Source organism: Saprospiraceae bacterium, from assembly GCA_026129545.1.
Lineage (GTDB): Bacteria > Bacteroidota > Bacteroidia > Chitinophagales > Saprospiraceae > M3007.
Genome location: JAHCHX010000001.1, coordinates 2,616,334 through 2,640,284, shown reverse-complemented (window position 1 = coordinate 2,640,284; position 23,951 = coordinate 2,616,334). Strand labels below are relative to the sequence as shown.

Sequence of the window (23,951 nt, the reverse complement as noted above, 5' to 3'; positions counted from 1 at the left end):
CCGCAAAACAAAGCCGACGCACTTGGTTTTCTTTAAAACCGTTAATGGGACGTTAAAACCTTGTTTGCGTCACAGCCTTGCTCGCACAAACTTTGAGGGAGCGTTTTCTTTGCCGCAAATAAATTTTTTCAAATGAAATTATCGCTTCTCTTTGCTCTTTGCGGCATCGGTTTCAATATCCTTTCGGGGCAAAATGTTCAAATCACCGCTGAGTTTCCTTTTGGCATCCCGCTGCTCCAACCCGACAGTGTGGCAGTCAACACCAACGATTTGTTGAAACGCGACAAACCTACCGTGCTAGCCTTTTGGCTCACTACCTGCCGCCCGTGTCAGATGGAATTGGCCAGCTACGCCCAGCATTGTGCGGATTGGCAGCAAGAGGCCGATTTCCGCCTGCTCGCCGTCTCGATTGACTTCCCCGAACGCTGGCCTCAGGTAGTACAGATGGCGAACGAAAAGGGCTGGCCTTTTCCTGTCTATTGGGATTATTCCCGTGCGTTCAAGTCCGTGCTGCCGGGCGGGTTGAACGGCCTTCCCCAGGTTTTTTTGTTCGACGCGAATGGGACGCTCGTTTGGCACCATAAAAAGTACGCGCCGGGCGACGAACAGACATTGTTTTCCCAAATCAAAAATCTGACGCGATGAAATGGTTGCCAATATGCGCGATGCTCCTGTGGTCGCTCGCCCTCGCTTGCCAACAACAGCACTCGCCCCAGCCCGTCGTACACACGGTGCTCGGCCCAATTCCTGCCGACTCCTTGGGTACAACCCTCATCCACGAGCATGTTTTCCTCGATTGGAGTCCGGTGGGCAGCTATCATCCCGAAACTTGGCAACGCGACACTGCCTTTGCGGCCATCCTGCCCCACTTGCTCGAAGCCAAGTCGCGCGGTGTGCGAAGTTTTTTGGAATGTACGCCCAACTATTTGGGGCGCGACCCTTTGTTGTTGCGTCGCCTGTCGGAAGCAAGTGGGCTGCACATTCTGACCAACACGGGTTACTATGGCGCTCGCAACGACCAGCACGTTCCGGCCTCCGCTTTCAAGGAAACCCCGCAAGCAATAGCCCAACGATGGGTGGAGGAATTTGAAAAAGGCATAGAGGGCACGGGTATTCGACCGGGTTTCATCAAAATTGGCGTGGATGGAGACTCAACGCTTTCAGAGATAGATGCCAAAATAGTGCGAGCGGCGGCGCTGGCTCACTTGCGCACCGGATTGACCATCGTGGGGCACACAGGCGCCAACACGCAGTTGGCCCAACAACAATTGGACATCCTTGCCGCCGAAGGAGTAGCGCCCGACGCTTTTGTTTGGACACACGCGCAGGGCAGCCCCTCAACGTCGCTCACCGAAATGGCCCGACGCGGCGCTTGGGTCTCTCTCGATGGGCTGGGCTGGGTGCATCCCGATACGCACGGGGGCGACTCCACCGAATTCAACCGTTATGTGCAATGGTTGCAGCGCTTAAAAAGCAATGGCCTGCTCCATCGCACCCTTATCGCGCACGATGCCGGCTGGTACACCCACGGCGAACCGGGCGGCGGCCCTTACACACCCCACACCCTTATTTTCGACCTGCTCTTGCCAACGCTGCGCAAACAAGGATTCGGCGAGCGGGATTTTGAGCAATTGCTGGAATCGAACCCCAAAGAAGCCTACCAAGTGAGGGTGCGAAAAAAATGACGCACGCTCCCCGTCCTTTTTTTGAGGATTACCAATGCCCGCAAGGATGCCCTCACAAGATTTCTCTACTTTTGCCCATCAACAAATCAACATTCCACAAATCAACAACTCTCAAAGCATGAGCGCCATCCGTGAAATACTCGCCCGCGAAATACTCGACTCACGCGGCAATCCCACCATCGAAGCAGAAGTTTGGACAGAAACAGGTTTTGCAGGCCGCGCCGCCGTGCCCAGCGGAGCCAGCACCGGCGTGCACGAGGCAGTAGAGCTGCGCGACGAAGATGCCAGCCGCTACCTTGGCAAAGGCGTGAAAGAAGCCGTCAAAAACGTGGAGAAATTGCTCCGCCCCGAGCTCGTGGGCATGGAAGTGACCGACCAAATCCGCATTGACCGCTTGATGATAGAGCGCGACGGCACGCGCAACAAATCGAAAATCGGCGCCAACGCCATCCTCGCCGTCTCGCTCGCCACAACACACGCCGCAGCCGAAGAGCTGGGCCAACCGCTCTATCGCTACCTCGGTGGCGTGAATGCCCATGTGTTGCCCGTCCCGATGATGAACATTCTCAACGGTGGCTCGCACGCCGACAATGGCATTGACTTTCAGGAATTCATGGTGATGCCCGTGGGCGCCGATTCTTTCCGGGAAGGGCTGCGCATGGGGGTCGAGATTTTTCACCACCTGAAAAAAGTGTTGAAAAGCAAGGGATACGCCACCAATGTCGGCGATGAAGGCGGGTTTGCGCCCGGCATCAAAAACAACGAAGAAGCCATTCAACTCGTGATGACAGCCATCGAAGCCGCAGGCTACCGCCCGCTCGACGACGTGGTCATCGCGCTCGACCCCGCCGCTTCCGAATTTTTTGACCAAGAAAAAGGCGAATACGTCTTCAAAAAATCAACGGGCGAACGCCTGTCGCCAAAAGACATGGTAGCTTATTGGAAAGACTGGTGCAATCGCTACCCGATTTACAGCATCGAGGACGGCCTTGCCGAAGACGACTGGTCGGGCTGGAAATCGCTCACCGAGACCCTCGGCCATCGCATCCAACTCGTGGGCGACGACCTGTTCGTCACCAACACCGAGCGCCTGCAAAAAGGCATTGACGAGAAAGTAGGCAACTCCATACTTATCAAAGTCAACCAGATTGGCTCACTCACGGAGACCATCGAGGCGGTCACCTTGGCCACGCGCCATGCTTACACCTCCGTCATCAGCCATCGCTCGGGCGAGACCGAAGACACCACTATCGCCGACATCGCCGTGGCGCTCAACACGGGCCAAATCAAAACCGGCTCGGCCTCACGCTCCGACCGGGTGGCCAAATACAACCAACTACTTCGCATCGAGGAAGAATTGGGCGATGCCGCTACGTATTTGGGAAGGGCGATTTTTGGGCTGTGACAGGAACATGGCATTTTTACGAGCTGTGACCAGAAAACCTCGTCACAGCTCGTTTTTTTGCAGAACCAACCGTGAAATAAATCATAATCCCCCACCGCGGCACAAGCATCAGCGCCCAGCCTTTCGTTTCATTTTCGCAAAAATTCTCCCGCATGAAAATTTCCCTGACAAAAATCGGCACCACCACCCACTGGCTCATCGTGCTTTGCCTGTCCGTAGCCGTCAGTCATTGCAAAATTTTCCAAAAAACCGAAAGCACCGCCCCCCCCCCTTCCAAACCCTCCACCACCCGCGAGTCCACGTTTCGCAAGGAAATAGTGAGCTATGCCGCCGGATTCAAAGGCTCAAAATATACCCCCGCCGGCAAAAAGCCCGAGACGGGTTTCGATTGCTCGGGTTTCACCAGTTATGTGTTCCAACATTTCGACATCTCCCTCTCGCCCGCCGCACGCGAACAGGTCAAACAGGGCGTGGAAAAAGACATCAGACGAGCGCAGCCCGGCGACCTCATCTTCTTCCGCCGAAGCGCCAACGAACCGATTTTTCACGTCTCGCTCGTAAAGTCGAACAACGGCAAAGACCTCGTCGTCATACACAGCACCACCTCGCGGGGCGTCATCGAAGAAGACGTGCTGAACAGCACCTATTGGAAACAATACATTGACTCCGTGCGCGATGTGGTGTCAGAAAAATTTTAGCCGCCACCTATTGCTCCCCGCCCTCGTCAGCGCATGGCTGGCAGCCAGTTGTGGAAAGAACGACGTGCGCCGCGTCGTCACCCCCGCGTTTTATCATTGGAAAACCGTCCTGTCCCTCTCGTCCGCCGAGCTTGCCTGCCTCGACTCTTTGAGGTGCCAAAAACTCTACGTCAAGGTATTGGACATCGGGCGCGCCCCTGCATCGGGGGCCATCCAACCCTACTCCCTGCTCGACATTGCGGACACCGCCGGCCTCGCTCGGTTTGAAGTGGTGCCCACCGTTTTCATTGTCAATGAGGTGTTCAAAAACATCGAGGAAGAGAAAAACGAGTGGTTGGCCCGCAAGGTGGCATCGGCGCTCGTCGCGCCGGAAGCGGAAGGCATCATGCCGCAAACCAACCTTTCGCGCCACCCCTTTTTTGTGGGGCAGCCGGAAAGCAAAACACGCGAAATTCAGTTCGACTGCGACTGGACACCCTCCACCCGCGATGCGTTTTTTCAATTTTTGGAAAAAATAAAAAAACACCTGCCAAGCCACGTTCGCCTGAGCGCCACCATACGCCTGCACCAGTACAAGTTCCCACAAAAAACAGGCGTGCCGCCCGTCGAACGCGGAATGTTGATGTTTTACAACACAGGCAATATCGAGCACGCGAACGCGGCCAACTCCATTTTTCGCTCGGAGGATGTCAGAAAATACCTCGTGGGAGCACCCAAAAAATACCCTTTGCCACTTGACTTAGCCCTGCCCATCTTCTCGTGGGCGCTTATCTACCGCGACGGCGAATTGTGGAAAATCATCCCCGAAGCCCCCGAACAGGCGCTGAGCGACACCAGCCGCTTCCGGCCGAGCAGGCCAGAAACATTCGGCGGGACGCACCCGACCGCCCCCCTCTTCCACATTCAAAAAGGCACATTCCTGTCAGGTCACTATCTTCGCCCGGGCGACCTGCTGCGCGTGGAAGCGATGGCACCCGACACGCTCCGCGAAGCCGCCCGACTGGCAGCCACCGCCCATTTGGCGAACGACGCGACGCTCGCGTTTTTTCACTTGGACACCACAACGGTGCGCCGCTACCCGGTTCAACTGCTCGACAGCGTATGCCAACTGGTACAATTCCCAGCCACAAACAAATAGCCGCGTGCCTTGCGCTCGGCCTGTCCGTCTTGCTTTTTGCCTCTTTCCACCCACACGGCGAACAGGCTGCCACCCCCGTCCAGAATTGCAACCCCGATGCCAAGCCCTTTTATGGCTACTCATTTTTATACCCCGAAATCATCAACGCAAATGCCGCTTACGCCCCCTTCTTTTTGCGCTGGGACGACTATTACCAACAAGTATATTTCAACAGAGACATCCAACGCGACGAAAACGTGCGAGAATGGATAGAGCGATTCTGTGGCCAACCGGAATATGCCGACGTGGAAATGGTGGTGTACGAATCCAACTTTGACGAGCTCGTGCGGCTGCGCAACGCGGCGCTCGACCCCAAAAAAGGCATCGCATTGCCCTACACGATGGCAGGCAACACGTTCGCCGAAATGCTCGCCATCAACGGCTGCACCGAAGTGATTGATTATCTCATGTACGCCAAAAAATGCGAGCCTTACGTCATCGCGCAAGGCGACGGCTGGACGCTCCCCGAACGCGACCCAAAAACGATGCACACGCTGATAAACGAGGGGATGGGGCGCTTCGAGCAAACCGCTTCCAACTTCATCCGCCTGCGCTATGCATACCAGATAATCCGATTGGCCCACTACGCCCGCGACTGGACTTATGTGGAATACCTCTACAACTTCCTCATTCCCAAAATTGACCTGAAAAAGCCCAGCATCATCTATTATTGGATCGTCGGGCATTTGGCTGGCGCCAAACAAAAATTAGGGCAATACCCAGAGGCCGCCTACCGCTACTCGCTGGTGTTTCGGCATTGCCCATCCAAACGGGTGCAGGCTTGGCGAAGCTTGGCCATCCGCGACGACCAAGATTGGGAACAGGCGCTGCGGCTTTGCCAAAACGACAAAGAACGGGCTACCCTCTACGCCATGCGGGCCAGCCGCTCGCGGTCGTTGGCAATAGACGACCTGCCGCAGATTTACCAATTAGACCCGCAGAGCAAACAGCTGGAAATCATCCTCGTGAGCAATTTGCAGGAACTGGAAAAAATATACCTGCGCACTCCCGTCACCGACAAAAAACACGGCCAAGCCATTGGCGACATCAAGCGACAAAACGCTGACAAACTGCTGCTCGATTTGCAGCGATTTGTCCGAACAGTCGTCCGCGAAAAAAAGGCGGAAAACCTCCCGCTATGGCGAGCCGTCGAGGGCTACCTCGAACTCTTGGCAGGCGACCGCTACGCGGCAGGCGCGACTTGGAAACGCTTGGAAAAAGACCTTGGCAAAGCCAAAAAAACCGACAAAAACCTCAGCCGTCAACTCGAAATATGGCGTTGCCTGCTTGATGTGGTCAACCTCGACACCATTGCCGAAGGAAAGGCCGACAGCGTCGCCTACCGAATCAGAGACCGAAAAGTGTTCAGGGAACACGCGCACTTCGAACCCTTTTTGCAAGACTGGCTCTCACAACACTATGCCTCCCAAAACCAACCCGGCAAAGCCATCCTTGCGGCTTACCCCCCCAAGGCCCTGCGCTACAATCCTGACCTCGACATAGTGGACGACCTCCTGAGACTGGCCGAGTCGAGCAATTCGGTGCTGCTCATCCAAACCATGATGATGGACACCAACCCCGACCGTATCCGGGCAGAGCTGCTCGAATTGAAAGGCGCGTATCTGCTAAGCATCGGCGAGCCAGAAGCCGCTTTGTCCACCCTGCGAAAAATAAAGCCAACCGAAGAAGTCCGCCTGCCCAAATTCAGCCCCTTCCGCGAGAAAGTGGGCGAGCGCATCCACCGCGACGTGGCTGATACCATGCTGCTGACACGCAGACAGGTGGCCGAAAAAATCCTTGAATTTGAATTTTTGGCAAAAGCCGCCGAGGCCGAACGCGACCCCATGGCAGCCCGATACTATTACCTGTTGGGGCTGGGCTACTACAATATGTCGTACTTCGGCTACGAGTGGGAAGTGATGGATTTTTACCGCAGCGGCTACAACCAGCTGCGACTGGCGCAAGGGCCAGTGTTTCCCCTGCGCAACTCGCCCAAAGGCAACCGCGAAAACACGGATGTGGGCCGCGCCCTATTTTATTTTGAAAAAACCCTGCGCGTCGCCCCCAACGCGGAAGTGGCCGCCCGCGCCGCCTACATGGCTGCCCGATGTCGGCAAAAACAATGGTTCTGCACCCCCGAATGTACCTATCGCCCCGGCAGCCAGCTCATACCCGTCTTGCCTGCCGAGTATATGTACTATTACAATCTACTCATCACAAGATACTCAAACACAAAATTTTACAACGCAGTGGTGAAGGAGTGCAAGTGGCTGGAGGCGTATGCGCGGTGAGGCCTCCTCTTGTAAGGCGATATTATAGGATTTCGTTCAAAATGATTTCAAGTTCGCGGTCCAAATTCCTATTAAATGGTCTAAACGGTATGCCTAAGTTTTCTAAAACAAGCGTGAATCTTTGATAACCATTGCTTGACCTTAGCTCAACCCAGTTTATCTTAAGCTGATCTAGGGCTTTGTTGCATGAATCCCCTCGCGAAGCCGGCTTCGCGAGGGGATTCATGCAACAAAGCCGTTCAGGGTCAAATTCAAAAGAACTACCAAAAACGGTAATGGCGACCTTGGCTTGCCTGAATTTTTGCAATTTGAAGGGGCTTTTTATGACAAAGTCCGCTTGAGATGGTAAAGTGTCTTTGAATTATACCTTGATTCGCTAGGATTTGTTAGATGAACATGATTGATGTTCTTGATTTTGAACAGATTGCGATTGCAGATATGCCCAAAGCCTAACGGCGAGAAGTATACAAAAGCAACGCGAATCACGGGTTGAAACTTTCAAGCACCTATTCATGGCGATTTTTTTAGAAACTATGCGAATTTGAGGTTGCGACCATTAAAGGTTTGCCCACGTCCAAGAGGAGCCTTGTTTCGCACACCTTGCAAGATGCGCAGATAGAGGCTTTTGGAACCCAATTATAGTTCATTGTAAAAATGCCATGAAAATGCCTATCAACAGTGCCTCCGCGCAAGTCAATGCCCTTTTGCAACAACAATTGGATACCCGCCGAACTCCGGGCATCTATTACGCCTTTTTTGACGCAGACCGCCTCCTGCATGAGTTTACCGGTGGCAAGGCCAATGTAAAAAACGGAACACCCGTAAATGCGCAAACGGTTTTTTACGGATACTCCATGACGAAAACCTTCACGGCGACGGCAGTGATGCAATTGGTCGAACGGGGCAAACTGCATTTGGATGCCCCCGTGAAAAACCATCTGCCCGATTTTGTCTATGGCAATTCAATCCTCGTGCGCCACTTGCTGGCACACAGCGCTGGTTTGCCCAATCCCCTGCCCATCGGTTGGATACATCGAGCGGAAGAGCACGCCGGGTTCGACGAGCGCGGATTTTTCAAGGCCGTGCTCCAAAAACACCCCCAAACCCGGTTCGCGCCCAACGAGAAATTTGCCTACACCAACCTCGGATACATCGTGTTGGGCTGGCTCATCGAACAAGTGTCGGGCATCCCCTACCAACAATATGTGGAGCAAAACATACTGCTCCCGCTTGGCCTTTCAAAACATCTCGGTTTTGCCTGTCAAAGCCACTGGAAAGTAGCTACTGGCTATCAAAAAGCCTTCAGTTTTGGCAACTTCTTGCTCGGTTTTTTGCTGGACAAAAAGCAATTCATGGGCGAAAAAACAGATGGCTGGAAAAGCTTTCGCTCCATCTACCTCAACGGAGCGGCTTATGGAGGGCTTATTGGAATGCCGAGCGGGTTTATCTCTTTTGCTCAAAGTTTGTTGAAACCCGATGGAGGGTTGTTGTCGCAGCAAAGCAAACAAATGATGTGGCAAGAAAACGAACTGAACAACGGAAAAGGCTCGGGCATGAGCTTGGGTTGGTATAAGGGGGGGCTGTATGGACAACCCTACTCCTGCCATGCAGGCGGGGGGGGAGGGTTTTATTGCGAACTCAGGGTTTACCCCGAATCCGGGTTGGGTAGTGCGGTTTTTACCAATCGAAGCGGCTTCTCGGACGAGCGTTTGCTCGACAGGTTCGACGCGCCATTTTTTACAAAATAATACCGTCGTGATTTGTCGGGATTATCCAGATGCCCCCGATGGACATCTGCGTGTTCAAGTCGCGCTTTGTGGCGCGAAAAGCAACATCGCGCCGCAAGCGCCGCCCCGACATCCGTCCCGCCAATAGGTTGCAAGAGCGCCCTCGCATGATTTTCCCTGATTTGATGCCTGACAAGGGCGCGATTCGCGGCTGATTTCACACATTCATGTGATGTTGTGGCACCTCGTCACGCGCCCAACTTTGCAGCACAAAAACAAAAATTTGAAAAAAGCATGAAAACACTTGAATCGAGAATCATCGAAAACCCACTCATCAAAGACCGCGTCACTTTCCTCGAAACATCCGCCGAGACCAACGGGAAATACACCCTTGTGCAAGTAGAGCTTGCTCCCAGCGGCGGCAACGAGCTGCACTATCACAAGACCTTCGAGGAAACCTTCACCGCAGTGGAGGGCGTGCTGGGCATTCAGGTCGGCAAGCAGATAATCCATCTGAACAAAGGCGAAAGCGCCACCGCCCCCATCGGCTCGCTCCACCGTTTTTTCAATCCGTCCGACACCGAAAAGGTGGTGTTCAACGTGCTGCTCCAACCCGGCAGCGAAGGCTTTGAAAGGACGCTTCAGGTGGCCTACGGCCTCGCCCGCGACGGCCGCACCTCCCGCAAAGGAGTTCCCAAAAGCCTTCATCACATGGCACTCATCATCCAATGGAGCGACACCAACCTGCCCGGCGTGTTCAGCTGGCTCGAAAGGGGATTCCGCTTGTTGGCGCGACGAGCCATCAAAAAAGGCATGGACAAAGAACTGATTGAACAGTATTGCCGTATTTGACACATTCCTTTTTCCACACCCCGCGCCGCCAAATTTTGAGCATGGTCAAAAACGCAATCTTTTCAAAATCAAGGAGAGCGGTCATGGCCATCTGATAAAATCCCGGCGAATCACGGTATGAAAACAGGGTGCATGTCAAATTGTCCCTTTCACGTGCCGGAACGCTGTTCCGGCATATATCGGAACAGCGTTCCGATGTGCTTTCGACAAGTTGAAATGCACCCTGTAAAACGCTCGCACCCATTGCTTGACAATTTTGAATTGGAAATGAAAATAGTCACGGAAAGTTTTGCGGTACCCCCCGATTTGCAACCCTACATCGGCTCGTTTTGGTATATGTTGGCCGACGGCCCTGCCCATGAGACATCACCCATACAATACTGCTTGGCCAACGCTATGGTGGAGATGATTGTCCACCTCACCCCGCCATTTCACCATCATGGCTACATAGGTGGCAAATATGCCCAATTTCCAGAGGCTTTCGTGGGCGGCGTGCATGTGGGGCCAGTGTTGTTCCAGATGCAAGGCGGCACGGGGATATTTGGCATTAGCATCAAGCCAGAGACTTTTGTCACACTGTTCGAGCGCCCTATCGGCGAGATGGCTGATAGCTTCGCGGAAGCCCGCTCTATTTTTGGCGATACGCTCGGCGACCTCATCAAGCGTATTCAGGATGCCCCCTCAAACGAAAACCGGGTGCAAGTCGCCATTGAATTTTTCCGTCAACGTGCGGCGCTTCGCACACGGCACGACCGATTCTACTTCACGGAGGCCATGCAATACATCCGCACTTCCACGGGCCAACACTCGGTGGACGAAGTGTGTGAAAAAGTATTTGTCGGCAAGCGCCAATTGCAGCGCATTTTTCAGGAGAACCTCGGCATCAGCCCCAAAACCTACGTCCGCATCGTGCGCTTCAGGAGTGCTTACGATTTTGTGCAGCGCCACCCCAAGACGACTTGGACCGAAATCAGCCACAACTTTGGGTATTCCGACCAGTCGCACTTCATCCGCGATTTCAAGGAATTCACAGGAAAGAACCCAACTTCGTTCCTGACTGGCTTTGCCCCACAAACAAGCACTCCTTTGGCGACAAAGGCTTGACAAATCCCCCCCTTGGGCATCGCATGAATTTTCAGGATTCAAGTGCCACAAACGTGTCACGCGAAGCCCCGCTCACACCTTCATGTGATTTCGGCCCCGTTCGTCCTACCCTTAACTTTGCATCATCAAAAATCAAAAAAAAGGTGGTTTGAAAATCTTGGTACTTACCAAAAGCAACCCGGATTCGACCTCACACCTTTGCGCCATCAAAAACCAACGCTACACCTTGATTCGCCGAGCGTTAAACTTGACAACGCAAAGCATAATCAAACCAAGCAGCCCCATTCATCCCGCTTCAAAATGTCGCTTTTTTTCAAGCCTGCGCAGCCAACGACCCCGACCTTTGTGCCGTGAAAACATGAAACCATGATTGCTTGACAAACATCATAGGAAACCGAAAGCGAGCACATCGCCCCACAACAAAGAATGTCGCTTTTTTTCAATCACGACCTGTGAAAGCACCTGACCTTTGAGCCATGAAAACCATTCTGAAAAACCTGTCGGAAACAGTTTTTTTAATCTGAAAACAAAAACGAAAAAGATGAAAAAAGAACCTTCTTCCCGCCGCGCCGTGCTGCTCCTCGTTTGACCGGGGGGGCGCCGCGCATAAGCGGAGCGAGCAAATGGCGCCATTCGCACCCATGCTCCGGGCATTTTAGCCCGCGTCGGCCACCGCCTTTGCCGACGAAAACTATCCGGTATTTTCATTTTTTTTCAAAGGAGGCTCAGCTGCAAGAGCGGGGCCATAGAGCGCAGTCTGTCCCGCCGTGAGCGGCGGCGATGACGCCACAAGTTCGAACCCTCATTGGTTCGGGATGGGCTGCTTTTTTTCAAGAAAACAAAAACAGTTAACTCAACCATGCTTGCCACAACAATCAAAAAGCCCGTCGCCACAGCAGGCGAAATCCGTTGGCTTAAAAATGCCCAAATCCGATTCCTCATCAATCCCGAGGATACGGGTGGTGACTTCGCCATTGTGGAACTGACCTCCCTCGCTGGCTTGGAGCCGCCCCCACACATTCACCAAAACGAAGACGAAACATTCCTGCTGCAAGAAGGGGAAATGCGCTTCTTCGTGGGCGAGCAAGTGATTGATGCCAAGCCCGGCATGGTCGTTTTCGCGCCTCGCGGCATTCGCCATTCCTTCAAAATCCTGACCCCGGCGGCGCGATTTCACCTGCTCGTTTCGCCCGGCGATTTCGCCAATTATTTCCGCGAAGTCAGCACCGAAACCCCTTTGGATGGCCCAATCGAGCCTCCACCGCCCGCTCAATTGAGCATCTATACCCAGTACCTCGAACGACACTACAACATTCGCTTCTTCCACGACAGCCTTTGAAAACCACACAACTAAAACCCTTTTTTTCACTCATCACCAAACTTTTGAATTAAGCATGAAAGCCCTTCTCTCGAAAATTAACTTGACCGCCCTTGCGCTGCTCTTGCTCGTTTTGCCGAGCCTCAACAGCTGCGAAAAAGACAAGGACGACACCCCAGCCCAACAAACGCACGCCATCGGAGGCAAATGGACTGTTACCTCTTTTCTCTTCGACAACGTGGAGGGCATTGGACTCATCATCGCGGCTTCTGAACTCGAGTTCAAGCCGAGCACTGCCTCCAAAGGCGATTTTTCTTGGAGCATCACCTACAAAAACAACAGCACCAACACGACCACCGGCTCCTACGAAATCGTGGGCAGCAAAATCAAACTCGACACTCGCGGCGACGAAATCCTTGAATACAATTTGGAAATCAATGGCAACGCCCTTCAAATCGCCGGAGATTTCAACCACGATTACATCACCGTGAAAGCTGCGCGGAAGTAGGGGGCACTAGGGGTAATTGTGGGGTCATTGGGGGTCATTAAGGGTAATTAGGGGTCATTCGGGTTCTCAGAGAGTGTTCAGAAAAGTGTGTCAAAACATACCGGATGTTTTCTTTTTACGCAATACACGTCGCGCTTAAAGGAATGTAAATTATTGAAAACCAAAACTCTGTGCCCTTCGTGCCTCTGTGTTTTCTTATCGTCTCCCTTGGGATGACACAGTTTTCTGAACACTCTCGGTTCTCAATGACTCTTCAATAACCCCCAATTACCCTTAATGACCCCCAATAACCCCTAATTACCCTTAATAACCCCCAATTACCCCTAATAACCCCTAATAACCCTTATTCCCTACACACCACTTTTTTCACAATCAAATTTTGAAGCAATGAGCGCAAAAACCCTTCTGGCACTTCCCCTGATGGCAGCCATTTTCTGGCTGAGCAATTGCCAACAACAACCCTCTGACAAACCAGCAACCGCGCAAGCCAACCTGTCCAAGGAAGCACAAGTACAGCGCGGCGAGTATCTTGCCGGATTCGCCATGTGCGACGACTGTCACACACCCAAAATAATGACGGAGCATGGCCCACAGTTTGATATGTCGCGCCGCTTTTCCGGCCACCCCGCAGGGGAGCCATTCGACACGACGGGCATGAAAGATTTGGCGACCACGCGATTCGTCGCGGTGTTTAGCTCGGGCTTGACCGCCTATTTGGGCCCATGGGGCGTCTCTTACGCAGCCAACCTTACGCCCGACGACACCGGCATTGGCAATTGGACAGAGGCGCAGTTCATCAAAGCCATCCGCGAAGGCAAAAGCAAAGGCATGGATGGTACGCGTCCATTGTTGCCGCCCATGCCATGGGAAGTGGTGCGCAACATGACCGATGATGATTTGAAGTCCTTGTTCGCCTATTTCAAGTCGGTGAAGCCCATCCAAAACGTGGTGCCGAATCCGAAGTCGCTTTAAGACAGCGCACGGTTGGCACGGCACATCAGGTCAGGAAAAAGTTGTCGCATCTGCACGGTTTAGGGTGATTGGGAGGGGGGAAATACGGTGACAAAAGGAGCCGAAAATTTCGACTCTGAATCTCGTTTGTTTTTGCCAAGATTGCCCCCCCCCAATTCGCTCCAAACCGAATTGCGACACCTCCCTGCTTGGCATCGAAAAAGACAGCCTCGCAAAAGCCATCATTATCCGTTAACATCTAAAACTTTCACGAAATGAAAAACGCATCTCTTGCGGCGCTTTGCCTTTTGCTCGTCACCGTCACAATGACCAACTGCCAACAACAATCTGTCGAAAAGCAACCGGCGGTCGCCGATGCCACTTCCAAGGAGACACCTCTTCAACGCGGGGAATATCTCTCCAACATACTTGGCTGCGACGATTGCCACACACCCAAAAACATGACCCCGCAAGGCCCGGTGCCAGACATGGCGCGTCGCTTCATGGGACATCCGGCAGAAGAGCCGTTTGAGGCAGGCGACGTGAAAAAAGCCATCGGCGAGCGCTTTGTGGCCGTGTTCAGCCCCGGCATGACCGCCGCCGCAGGGCCGTGGGGCATCTCTTACGCCGCCAACCTCACGCCCGACGACACGGGCATCGGCAACTGGACAGAAGAACAGTTTATCAAAGCAATCCGGGAAGGAAAGTCAAAAGGTATGGAAGGCACCCGCCCCATCCTGCCGCCAATGCCTTGGCCGGGCTACGCCAAAATGACTGACGATGACCTAAAGGCCATGTTTGCTTATTTGAAAACCGTGAAGCCCATCCAAAACGTGGTGCCGAATCCGAAATCGCTTTAAATCGCCAGGGGTTGTTGGAGCCATTTGGCAACGCGCTCCAACAACCCCTCTACGCACACTCCCGATTCCATGTCGCAACTTGTCTCTTTTCTGTCGCAAAATGCGACGGCGGGAGAGGCTCGTGCCTCGGAAATTTGTCTCACTATTCAAACACTCACAACTCACAATGAATATCCTCGAACAAATGCTCGCCCTCGTGGCCCTCGTGGTTAGCGGGGTAGGTATCCGAACCATTTTCAGCGCCGTTGCCTTGCGCCGCCGCTTGAAATAAACGCAGGCCAGAACGCTGTCCCGGCAGCTTCCCCAAACCATTTGGGAGTCGGCGCAACGTTCCGACACATTTTTAAAAATTAAGCTTTTGAAAAAATGAAAAAACTGATTTTCGGCAACTTGCTTGCTATCGCCCTCACCCCAATTTTTGCCCAACCAGTCAGCAAAACCGACGTGCAGGCACTGCTGCGCGAGCTGCCTGCCCCACCCACGACCGTCGCCGAGGCCTACGACCGCGCATATCCCAAAGGCGCCACCAAGCCCAACGCCATCCAACACTACCAGCAGTGGACGGGCAAAGTGGAACGCGCTGGCTCGGAGGTGCAGAACCTCATGGCCGACTTCTATCGGAAATACCCCACCGGCACTCGCCCCGTGGCACAGCCGGTCGCCACCGCCAGTCCCCAACAGCAAGCCTCCATGGATGCCGCCACGACCGAGCTGGCTCAAAAAATGCTCAGCGACCCGGCTTTTGCTCAAAAATTCATGCAAATGAGCGAGCAGGAGCAACACGCCTATATCGCCAAGCTCTTGGCCGATAAGGGTATCAAGCCCGCGAGCGGAACGCCCAACACGAACACCGCTGCCATCGCCGGCACAGACGTGGAATGGATTGCCCTTTGCAACGACTATACCTCGGCTGCCACGGACATGAGCCGGTTGGAGGCACAAGCAGCCTTGCAACAAAAATATCAGGCTCAACACGATGAAGTGCGTGCTTGGACCGAGGCCGAAATCAAAAAACTGCCCCTTTATTCTTTTGGTGAATATGGGCGCGACCACGACCCCGAACAGGTAAAGGCAGTGCGCAAACAGGGGTTGGCCAAACACCGCGAGGTGGCGGAGGCTCTGCTGAAAGAAGCCCTTCCCATGTTCGCCCAACTCCGCCAAGCACTCGAACAACGCACCGCCCCCCTCAACAACGCGCTCAAAAGCGTTCAGTATGGCGCGTCATACGACTTCGGCCATTTCTACACGACGGTGCTTGGTACCCAAGCCATGATACTGGGCGAATTGGATGCCTTACTGAAAAACGAGGTGGGCATCATCAATGAAGTGGCACAGTGGGAGTACGACTGGCGCAACTTTAAGTAAGGGGCATTTTTCAGAACGCGCATGGGGCGATTCGTCGCCCAAAATAGGCGACTCGGCAAATACCATTTGTGGTTGCGCCTTCTGCCAACGCAATTTTGAGGCAACAAAACTTCCAATGGCTAATTAAAACCGACCATTCGCTCAATTGCACCTTGCCCCACCCGAATGCGAACATAGTTTTGCAACGATTTTTGAAATTAAGCTATCACAACGACGAAAACCATGAACGTCCTCTTCCTAATTCAATCGGCCCTGCCCTCGCCCAGTCAGATGAGTGAAGTGCCCGCGCCCGCTCAATGGCCGTTGGTCAGCCCCGAAGAACACCACTTGCTCGAAGCAGCAGCCGTCGGCGAACCAAAAGCCTGCGCCCTGTTGGTGCGGCGCTATCGGAGCGCCGTATATGCCGTCGCGCTCCGTCTCACGGGCAACTCAAGCGATGCCGACGAAGTAACTCAAGATGCTTTTTTGCGTGCATTTCGCTATTTGCCCAAATTTCGCGGCGACAGCAGCTTCAAGACGTGGCTCCTCCGCATCGCGGGTCGCGTCGCCATTGACCACCTGCGTCGCAAGCGGTTGGCGACCGTCTCGCTCGACGCGCCCGAATCGCCCGTCGCCAAGTTGACGGAAAAAAGCCCCAGCGGGTTGCAGCATTTGATGCAAAGCGAGCGCAGCGCCCTGCTCAAAAAGGCCATGGAAAACCTTTCCAAAGAAGATGCCTCAGCCCTGCAACTGTTTTATTTTCAGGAAAAAAGCATACAGGAAATCACCGTCGCCTTAGGTTGGACCGAAACCAACACCAAAAGTCGGCTCAGCCGCGCCCGTCAGCGCCTGCGCGGGGTGTTGCTGGAAAAATATGCCAACGAGTTGGAGGAATGGCATTGAGACAAGCCCATCCACGCCATTGAAAAAGCACAGCCGCTGCCTTGGAGTTTTCCGAGGTGGCGGCTGTTTTTTGGTGCCGCTGTTGTAGCGGAAGCAAATCAGGTTGGTCTGATGCCCAAGCGATTATCTCAAGTTGTTGTGCTCCAACTTTTTGATTTCACTAATCTGCACAACTGGCTGGATATTAGTATAGTTTTTAAAATCACTTACGATGGCATCTCTGTTCTGAGCTATCGCTTTGTTGTACTCATCCACATTCCGCACATAAAAGTAACCAATGGTCACAAAAGGCACCTTATCTCCGGGTGTTCTACCCGCTATGCCCTTGTCAATTTCATAAAACTTTAAGTTTTTGCCTAAAAACCCAGCTACCATTGGCATGTGTTTCTTTTCATAATAATCCATGTCAAAGGTTTTGTCTTCCCCATTAGGGTAAAGTATAGATACTTTGAACATCCCGATTTCTGGAATGGAAGCGTTTTTTGTATGAGTGGTTTTGCAGGCTACCAAGCCTGTAAGGACAAAAATTAGCGAGAGGAATTCAATTTTAGCTGTCATGTAAATTCAATGTTTCGTGGTAAAAACTTAGGCAGGGGCAGCGCCCCGAAACATATTCCGGGGCGCTGCCCCTGCCTAAGTAGTCACGTTCGTTTTAGGGTTGTTTTTTTCAGTTGGATAAGGGGGCAAGGCGACCGAAAATCAGCATCAAGGGGAAAAGTGTCTGCAAAATTCGACGGCGGACGGCTGTCGTTCCAGCCAAATCGCCTACCATTGCGCCCAGTCCCGATATGTCGGGATTCGGTTCTGGTCATGGCGCTTGTGTATAAGGCGTAGGAAACCCAAACGTACACGCTTTTTATTTCTCAACTGCGCACAGGCTCTGTTCCAATCGAAAATTTTTCACGAACCATTGATAATGAAAGAGTTTAAAATAACGACAGCAGATGGCCTGAAAATAAAATTTAGGTTTTATACCTTGATTCGCTAGGGTTTGTTAGATGAACATGATTGATGTTCTTGATTTTTAGCAGATTGCGATTGCAGCCATGCCCAAAACCTAACGGCGCGAAGTATATTATGGCGACAGCAAAGGATTGGATGCCTGTGTAACATCTTCGCAAGAGTCATCGAAAGTGACAAGCAAAAATTGGCCGAACTCGGCAATAGTATATGGAAAAATGGCTCACAAGAGTTGACGATAGCGGGGATAAACGAATGACCATGCAAAAAGCACAAGAAAAATGACCTATACCAAGGTGCGTTTCAGATTGTCGCAATTAAATCGGAACGCTGTTTCGATATGTGTGTCGGAACAGCGTTCTGACGTACAAAAGCGATAATTTGAAATACACCCTATACATAAGTTTTGCCTCTGCTGGCGATGGGCGCGGCGTACTGCGCCAGCAGAAGCGTCGTTTATGCCGTACAATGGAAAAAGAGACCATGATGCCGACCTATAAGATGTGTGTTTGGGTGTTTGTTCGTTCCGCGCTGTCGAGAGGTGGAGGCGGCCTGTTTACGCTTCTCCTTCCTGCGCTGCTTTTTTCTCAAAACCCGACGCAACCGCCTGCCGCACAACAGGACACCCAAAAACTCAAAATCGAGACGGCCTTCCTCGTTGAGTATTTTGTGAAAGGCGACCGCACCATCCAAAAGCTCAGCGGCAATGTGCGGATGCGTCAGGAAAACACCTTGGTTTTCTGCGACACTGCCACCCTCGACCAAGATTTCGCCGTGCTGAAAGGCCAAGTCGTCATAGAGCAAGGCGATTCGGTCAAGGTTTTTGCCGATAGCGCGCACTATCATGCCGGCACCAAGATCAGCGACCTTTTCGGCGACGTGGTGTTGGTGAATGGTATTCAGCAGCTGTTCACCACTCGACTGCGCTACGACATGGCGAACAAAATCGCCACTTACCACACCGGAGCCATGCTGACCAACGGCAAAAGCCAACTCACTAGTACGCACGGCTATTATCACGTGAACGAAAAGGAAGTCTATTTCAAGGGCGATGTGTTGGTGACCGACCCTGAATTCACCATGCGAACCGATACGATGGTGTTCAACACGGAGACCCAAACCTTACGCTTCGTGGCTCCGACTTTGATAAGCCAACAAAAGGGAAGAATCTACACCGAAGGCGGTTTCTACGACATTGAGAATGATTTTGCGGTGTTCGACGTCAACCCGCAATATGAAAAAGAAGGGCAAATCGGTCGCGCTCGCAAAATGCGGTATTCCGGCGAAACCAAAGAATATGTGCTCGAAGGCGATGCCTACATTGAGGAGAAGAACCGCATGACATCGGCGAATGTCATCCGTTACAACACGCAAAACGACGACATCGTGCTGATAGGCGATGCGCATTACCAAGATAGCACGCGCGACATCGTGGGCGAGGAAATCCGCTACAACAGCCAGAACAAACGCTACCAAATCGCCGGAAGGGGCCGTGTGAGCGACCCGCCCAACATCATCGAAGCCGATTCGCTTGATTTCGATGATGCCAATGGCAGCGGCGTGGCCTTGGGCGACGTGGTGTGGACGGACACGACGAGCGATTTCACCATCCTCGCATGGCGCATGGATTACAACAAGGAATCCGACTATCTCAATGCTTATGGCGGCGCGGGCGAGGCGGGTGCCGACGGGAGGCCGCTGATGAAGTCCCTCATTGACCGAGACACGCTGTATTTGGCTGCCGACACGCTGACTTCCTTCAAGCCCGACACCTCTTCAGACACCCGACTGCTGCTCGCCCACTTGGATGTGCGGATTTACAAAAGCGATTTGCAAGCCGTGTGCGACTCGCTCTCGTTCAGTTCGGAAGATTCTATTTTTTGGTTTTACAAGCTACAAAACCTGCCCATCATCTGGGCCGACACTTCGCAGTTTTCCGCCGACACGATTCGGATTTTATTGAAAGACAAAAAATTGGACAGGATATGGCTGCGCCAAAACGCGCTGGTCATCAACTCGGACGATGAATTGCTTTTCAATCAAATCAGAGGGCGATACACCACCGCTTTTTTTCGCGATGACCAAATACGCGAGATGCTGGTGGAGGGCAACGCGCAAGCCGTATATTATGCGCTCGACGACGCACGCGCCTACATCGGCGTAAATGAAACCGAGTGCTCGGAAATGCGCCTCTTTTTTGGGAACAACAAAGTGGAGGGCATCAAATTCTACAACGAACCATCGGGCAAATTCATACCCATGCGAAAGGTGGGCAGGGAGTCGAAAAAACTCGACGGCTTTTTTTGGGAAAAAGCACGAAGGCCTCAAAGTCTGGAAGATTTGTTCAAGCCCTTTTGACCCCGCCCATGAAGAGCGGCTATCTCGCCTTCACCACGCGCACCACTCCGCTTTTCCCGCTTTTTGCCGATTGGAAAAAAAGGCCGTACACCCCCGGCGGAGCATCGCTCAGCTCCACCGTCGTGATGCCATCCAATGGCAGTTGCCCTCGAAAAACCACCCTCCCGTCCATGCTCATGGCCGTCAGCAGCCAAGTAGTGTCGGCCTCGGGTGTCAGCGCCTCGATGTGAATGGAGCCGTCGGTGACAGACGGATAGACCGACAGGGGCAATTGATGGTTTGCATAAGCGAGATGCAATTCGTGCGTGGGGGTCACGATGGGTGGGGTGGTTGTGCCCAAGTCGCAAACCGGGGGGGCAGGCAGGTTGGGGGTATTGTTTGGGCATAGAGGCAACGGGGGAATGCGTTCGTGAATGGAATGTTTTTCGATTGGCTTGCCGCACACCACCGTTCGGATGATGAACGCGGGGAGCTGCACAGCCAGTTCTTCGGCCCATGCCGGCTCTCCGATGTCGTGGCCATAGCCTTTGCCTGTGAGCATGTAATAGTTCCCACCGAGCGCCCTGACGTGCTTTGCGATGCCGCATCCGCCATATACGATGCCGCCGTAGGTTTGGCAACAGGGTACTGGGGGGCCGCTGTCGTAGGCCACAACACCGTCGTTGGTGCCGTGCACGATGCCGACGGCGATGCCCTGTTCCGTTATCTCTTTTGTGCCAATCCAGTCGAGGTCAAGAATTGCGCCCGCCATGGGTATGCAGGCTCTTATGCCAGTCACGGGGTCGAGCGGCTCCCCAAGATACTTGCCGCTCACGCCGGCGCTGGGGATGACCTGCTGTACCTCGTCCTGGTCCATAAACGCGACATTGAGCGCCGTGTAAGCACCTGCACTGTGACCTCCCACAATAATTTTTTCGGGGTCAATATGATAAGTAGCGGCGCGTTCCTGAAGCCAGCGAATCCCGTCGTGCACATCCACCGCCGCCACATAGGCACTTGGCACGAATGAATACGGCCAGCTGACATTGCAGGGGTAATTGGTGGCTCTTGCCACCACACAGTCGGTGCGGTTACAGAGCCTATAGCCAACGGTGGCTGCCACGAACCCCTTCTCTGCCAGTGACTTGGCCAGCCCATCGAAGTCGAGATAACTACCCCAAATGAAATAACCGCCATGAATCAGGATGACCAAAGGGCGGCGTTCGGCGGCGGGCAAATCGGTCGGATAATAGACCCGTAGCCGGATGTTATCGGGCACATTGAAAAACCATTCGTCTATCTGTGGGGCGGTTTTATACACCACGTCGTCGTAGGCCACCGGGCGAGCAGGTTCCGTGAAAACGACGGTATCGCCGATACAGTAGCCTTGAGCGAAGAGTTGAAAAGAGGCAAGCGACAGGGCAAAGGAGACGATTTCTTTTTTCATGTGAGGAAAGATTAAGTGGAATAAGTGTTGACAAAGATGAAAACTCCCGCTATATCCTCGTTCACCCAAAGTCGTGAATTTGCCAATATCCTCGTTCTACCTGTTTTCCGTGAGCGGTTGGGGTGTTTCGGTCGAAAGCCACACCTTTGATTTGCAACAATTTCTTGAAATTTGCGTCCCCTTATCTCGTCGTTGTGAGGCGATGGCGTTCATTTCATCATTTTGCCAAATGACGTTGTGGCGAACGCGCTGCTCAAATGACTGACCTTAATGACTTATTCCCGATGCTTGACCTTACCTTTCAATATCCTGCTTGGTTTCTCATTTTTTGTGCGTTGTTGGGACTGGGCTATGCGATGCTGCTCTACTACCGCGATACGACTTTCCGCGAACAAACACCCCGACTTCACCTGTGGCTGGGCATCATGCGCTGGCTCGCTGTGACCATCCTGAGTGCTTTGTTGCTTTCTCCTTTGCTGAAAAGTTTGCTGACCGAGACGAAGCGACCTGTGGTGGTGCTGGCGCAAGACCAATCGGAAAGCATCGCCGCTGGATTGTCGGGCGAGGCGTTGGAGCAGTACAAACAAAATTGGCAAACGCTGCGCGAAGACCTTTCTGATGATTATGAAGTGCGCGAACTAGCTTTTGGCGATGCCGTGCGCGAAGGGGTGAATTTTGAATTTTCGGATAAAGTGACCAACCTCTCCGAACTTTTGCGCGGCATCTACGACCTTTTTGGCGGACAAAACCTCGGCGCGGTCGTCATTGCCTCGGATGGCGTTTACAACGAGGGCAGCAACCCCGCCTATTCGGACGCACAGCTCTCCGCCCCCATTTATTCGGTGGCTTTGGGCGACACGACTCCAAAGAAGGATTTGCTCGTGAAAAGGGTTTTTCACAACAAAATCGCCTACCTCGGTGATAAATTCACGGTTCAAATTGACGTGGCGGCCACCAATTGCGCCGGGCAGCAAACGGTGCTCAACGTCAGCAAGGTGGAAGGCGAGCAGACGCGAGCGCTGCATAGCATCCCCCTCTCGGTGGTGGGCAGCGACTTTTTCACGACCAAAGAGGTGACGCTCGAAGCCGACCAACCCGGCGTGGCACAATACCGCGTGAGCGTCGCCACGCTGCCGGGCGAGGCCTCCACCGCCAACAACCGCAAGGACATTTTTATTGACGTGCTCGATGCTCGCCAGAAAATACTATTGCTGGCCAATGGCCCGCATCCCGATGTCTCAGCGACCCGGCAGACGCTGGAGGTCAATAAAAACTATCAAGTCACCGTCGGCATGGCAGGCGACCCGGGGCTGGATGTGACCAAGTACGATTTCGTGGTGTTGCACAATCTGCCCTCCAACACAAATGAGATTTCGGGCATCTTGCGCGTCCTCAACGACAAGCGGATACCGCGCCTTTTCATTGCGGGTATGCAGACCAATTTCACGGAGTTGGCAAAGGAACAAGGATTGGTGAGTATGCAGAGCGACGGTCGGCAGAGCGACGACGTGCAGGGAAAGGTGTCGTCGCAGTTTGCTTCGTTCACATTGGACTCAAAAGTGCTGACGGAATTGCCAAAGTTCAATCCCGTCACTTCGGCATTTGGCAAATTTGCCGCCACCCCGCAAGCGCAGGTGCTGCTTTGGAAACGCATCGGCAAAATTGACACCGAACAACCGCTGCTCGCTTTTGGCGAAACCAACGGCATCAAGACTGGCATTTTCCTCGGCGAGGGGTTGTGGCGGTGGCGTTTGTTCGACTATATGCAGCACCAAAACCACGATATTTTTGACGAATTGGTCGGCAAATCCGTGCAGTATCTCTCCCAAAAAGAGGACAAACGCAAATTCCGCGTCAACCTCGACAAGAGCATTTTCAATGAAAACGAGTCGGTCATGTTTGGCGCGGAGCTCTACAATGACAACTATGAGCTGGTGAACGACCCCGATGTGGCCATGAGCATCCGCAACAGCGATGGCAAGGAGTTCACCTACACTTTCAACAAGTTGGGCAAAGCCTACTCGCTCAACGCGGGCATCCTTCCTGTGGGCAACTATACGTTCAGGGCGCTGACAAACTTCAACGGCCAAAATCTGAGTTACGAAGGGCGCTTTAGTGTGCGGCCTATCGAGTTGGAACTGTTTGAAACAACGGCCAATCATTCCGTGCTGCGCCAGTTGAGCGCCCAGTATGGCGGCGAGACGGTGGCACCGAGCGAATTGGCGAGCATCGCGGCAAAAATAAAGGCCAATCAGACCGTGAAGCCCGTCATCTATCAGACGACAAAAACCAATCCGCTCATCAACTTGAAGTGGATATTCGCGCTATTGGCTGGGCTGTTGGCGGCGGAGTGGTTTTTGAGGCGATATTTTGGCTCTTACTGA

20 protein-coding genes are annotated in these 23,951 nt (G+C 53.2%); 17 read left to right on the top strand and 3 right to left on the bottom strand.

Annotated features, from left to right (window positions below; genetic code table 11):
* Nucleotides 1–132 precede the first annotated feature (132 nt).
* From KIS77_10075 to KIS77_10045, 7 genes are all read left to right on the top strand, one after another.
* A complete protein-coding gene (locus tag KIS77_10075; protein MCW5922683.1) occupies nt 133–645 on the top strand; it encodes a TlpA family protein disulfide reductase in 513 nt (170 codons plus the stop codon).
* Complete coding sequence (locus KIS77_10070) at nt 642–1,685, top strand: hypothetical protein (protein MCW5922682.1); 1,044 nt, start codon at nt 642–644, stop codon at nt 1,683–1,685. The genes KIS77_10075 and KIS77_10070 overlap by 4 nt, the downstream gene beginning before the upstream one ends.
* A 118-nt stretch (nt 1,686–1,803) precedes the next feature.
* Nucleotides 1,804–3,090, top strand: a complete 1,287-nt coding sequence (eno, locus tag KIS77_10065) for a phosphopyruvate hydratase (protein ID MCW5922681.1) — start codon at nt 1,804–1,806, stop codon at nt 3,088–3,090.
* Between the two features lie 152 nt (nt 3,091–3,242).
* Nucleotides 3,243–3,788 carry a C40 family peptidase gene (locus KIS77_10060; protein MCW5922680.1) on the top strand — a complete coding sequence of 182 codons (546 nt, stop codon included), beginning with the start codon at nt 3,243–3,245 and terminating at the stop codon, nt 3,786–3,788.
* A gap of 10 nt (nt 3,789–3,798) precedes the next feature.
* Complete coding sequence (locus tag KIS77_10055; protein ID MCW5922679.1) at nt 3,799–4,926, top strand: hypothetical protein; 1,128 nt, start codon at nt 3,799–3,801, stop codon at nt 4,924–4,926.
* Nucleotides 4,890–7,256 (top strand): hypothetical protein, encoded by a 2,367-nt coding sequence (locus tag KIS77_10050; GenBank protein MCW5922678.1) that lies wholly within the window; start codon nt 4,890–4,892, stop codon nt 7,254–7,256. Before KIS77_10055 ends, KIS77_10050 begins: the two co-directional genes overlap by 37 nt.
* Nucleotides 7,257–7,915: 659 nt before the next feature.
* Nucleotides 7,916–9,004: a beta-lactamase family protein gene (locus KIS77_10045; GenBank protein MCW5922677.1), complete on the top strand. Its 1,089-nt coding sequence runs from the start codon at nt 7,916–7,918 to the stop codon at nt 9,002–9,004.
* On the opposite strand, the gene KIS77_10040 is transcribed toward KIS77_10045, so the two are convergent.
* A complete protein-coding gene (locus KIS77_10040) occupies nt 8,994–9,152 on the bottom strand; it encodes a hypothetical protein (GenBank protein ID MCW5922676.1) in 159 nt (52 codons plus the stop codon). The two genes, KIS77_10045 and KIS77_10040, sit on opposite strands and share 11 nt — an antisense overlap.
* 125 nt (nt 9,153–9,277) lie before the next feature.
* Here KIS77_10040 and KIS77_10035 point away from each other — a divergent pair, with 125 nt between their 5' ends.
* From KIS77_10035 to KIS77_10000, 8 genes are all read left to right on the top strand, one after another.
* Entirely contained in the window at nt 9,278–9,835 is a 558-nt protein-coding gene (locus KIS77_10035) for a cupin domain-containing protein (protein ID MCW5922675.1), read from the top strand.
* Between the two features lie 267 nt (nt 9,836–10,102).
* On the top strand, nt 10,103–10,939 hold the full coding sequence (locus tag KIS77_10030) for an AraC family transcriptional regulator (protein MCW5922674.1): 837 nt from the start codon (nt 10,103–10,105) through the stop codon (nt 10,937–10,939).
* Nucleotides 10,940–11,798: 859 nt separating this feature from the next.
* Nucleotides 11,799–12,278, top strand: coding sequence for a cupin domain-containing protein (locus tag KIS77_10025; GenBank protein ID MCW5922673.1), 480 nt, complete (start codon nt 11,799–11,801; stop codon nt 12,276–12,278).
* Between the two features lie 55 nt (nt 12,279–12,333).
* Nucleotides 12,334–12,765 (top strand): hypothetical protein, encoded by a 432-nt coding sequence (locus KIS77_10020; GenBank protein MCW5922672.1) that lies wholly within the window; start codon nt 12,334–12,336, stop codon nt 12,763–12,765.
* A gap of 387 nt (nt 12,766–13,152) precedes the next feature.
* The gene (locus KIS77_10015) at nt 13,153–13,737 is read left to right on the top strand and encodes a diheme cytochrome c-553 (protein MCW5922671.1); all 585 of its coding nucleotides are present in this window, start codon (nt 13,153–13,155) and stop codon (nt 13,735–13,737) included.
* 254 nt (nt 13,738–13,991) lie between these two features.
* Nucleotides 13,992–14,576 carry a diheme cytochrome c-553 gene (locus KIS77_10010; protein ID MCW5922670.1) on the top strand — a complete coding sequence of 195 codons (585 nt, stop codon included), beginning with the start codon at nt 13,992–13,994 and terminating at the stop codon, nt 14,574–14,576.
* Nucleotides 14,577–14,942: 366 nt separating this feature from the next.
* Nucleotides 14,943–15,941, top strand: coding sequence for a hypothetical protein (locus KIS77_10005; GenBank protein ID MCW5922669.1), 999 nt, complete (start codon nt 14,943–14,945; stop codon nt 15,939–15,941).
* A 222-nt stretch (nt 15,942–16,163) separates the two neighbouring features.
* Entirely contained in the window at nt 16,164–16,823 is a 660-nt protein-coding gene (locus tag KIS77_10000; protein MCW5922668.1) for a sigma-70 family RNA polymerase sigma factor, read from the top strand.
* 123 nt (nt 16,824–16,946) lie between these two features.
* On the opposite strand, the gene KIS77_09995 is transcribed toward KIS77_10000, so the two are convergent.
* A complete protein-coding gene (locus tag KIS77_09995) occupies nt 16,947–17,381 on the bottom strand; it encodes an EthD family reductase (protein MCW5922667.1) in 435 nt (144 codons plus the stop codon).
* A 783-nt stretch (nt 17,382–18,164) separates the two neighbouring features.
* On the opposite strand from KIS77_09995, the gene KIS77_09990 reads away from it, so the two are divergent.
* Nucleotides 18,165–20,141, top strand: a complete 1,977-nt coding sequence (locus KIS77_09990) for a hypothetical protein (protein MCW5922666.1) — start codon at nt 18,165–18,167, stop codon at nt 20,139–20,141.
* 19 nt (nt 20,142–20,160) lie between these two features.
* Here KIS77_09990 and KIS77_09985 read toward each other — a convergent pair whose 3' ends face one another.
* Nucleotides 20,161–21,567 carry an alpha/beta hydrolase gene (locus KIS77_09985; GenBank protein ID MCW5922665.1) on the bottom strand — a complete coding sequence of 469 codons (1,407 nt, stop codon included), beginning with the start codon at nt 21,565–21,567 and terminating at the stop codon, nt 20,161–20,163.
* A gap of 284 nt (nt 21,568–21,851) precedes the next feature.
* Here KIS77_09985 and KIS77_09980 point away from each other — a divergent pair, with 284 nt between their 5' ends.
* A complete protein-coding gene (locus KIS77_09980) occupies nt 21,852–23,951 on the top strand; it encodes a hypothetical protein (GenBank protein ID MCW5922664.1) in 2,100 nt (699 codons plus the stop codon).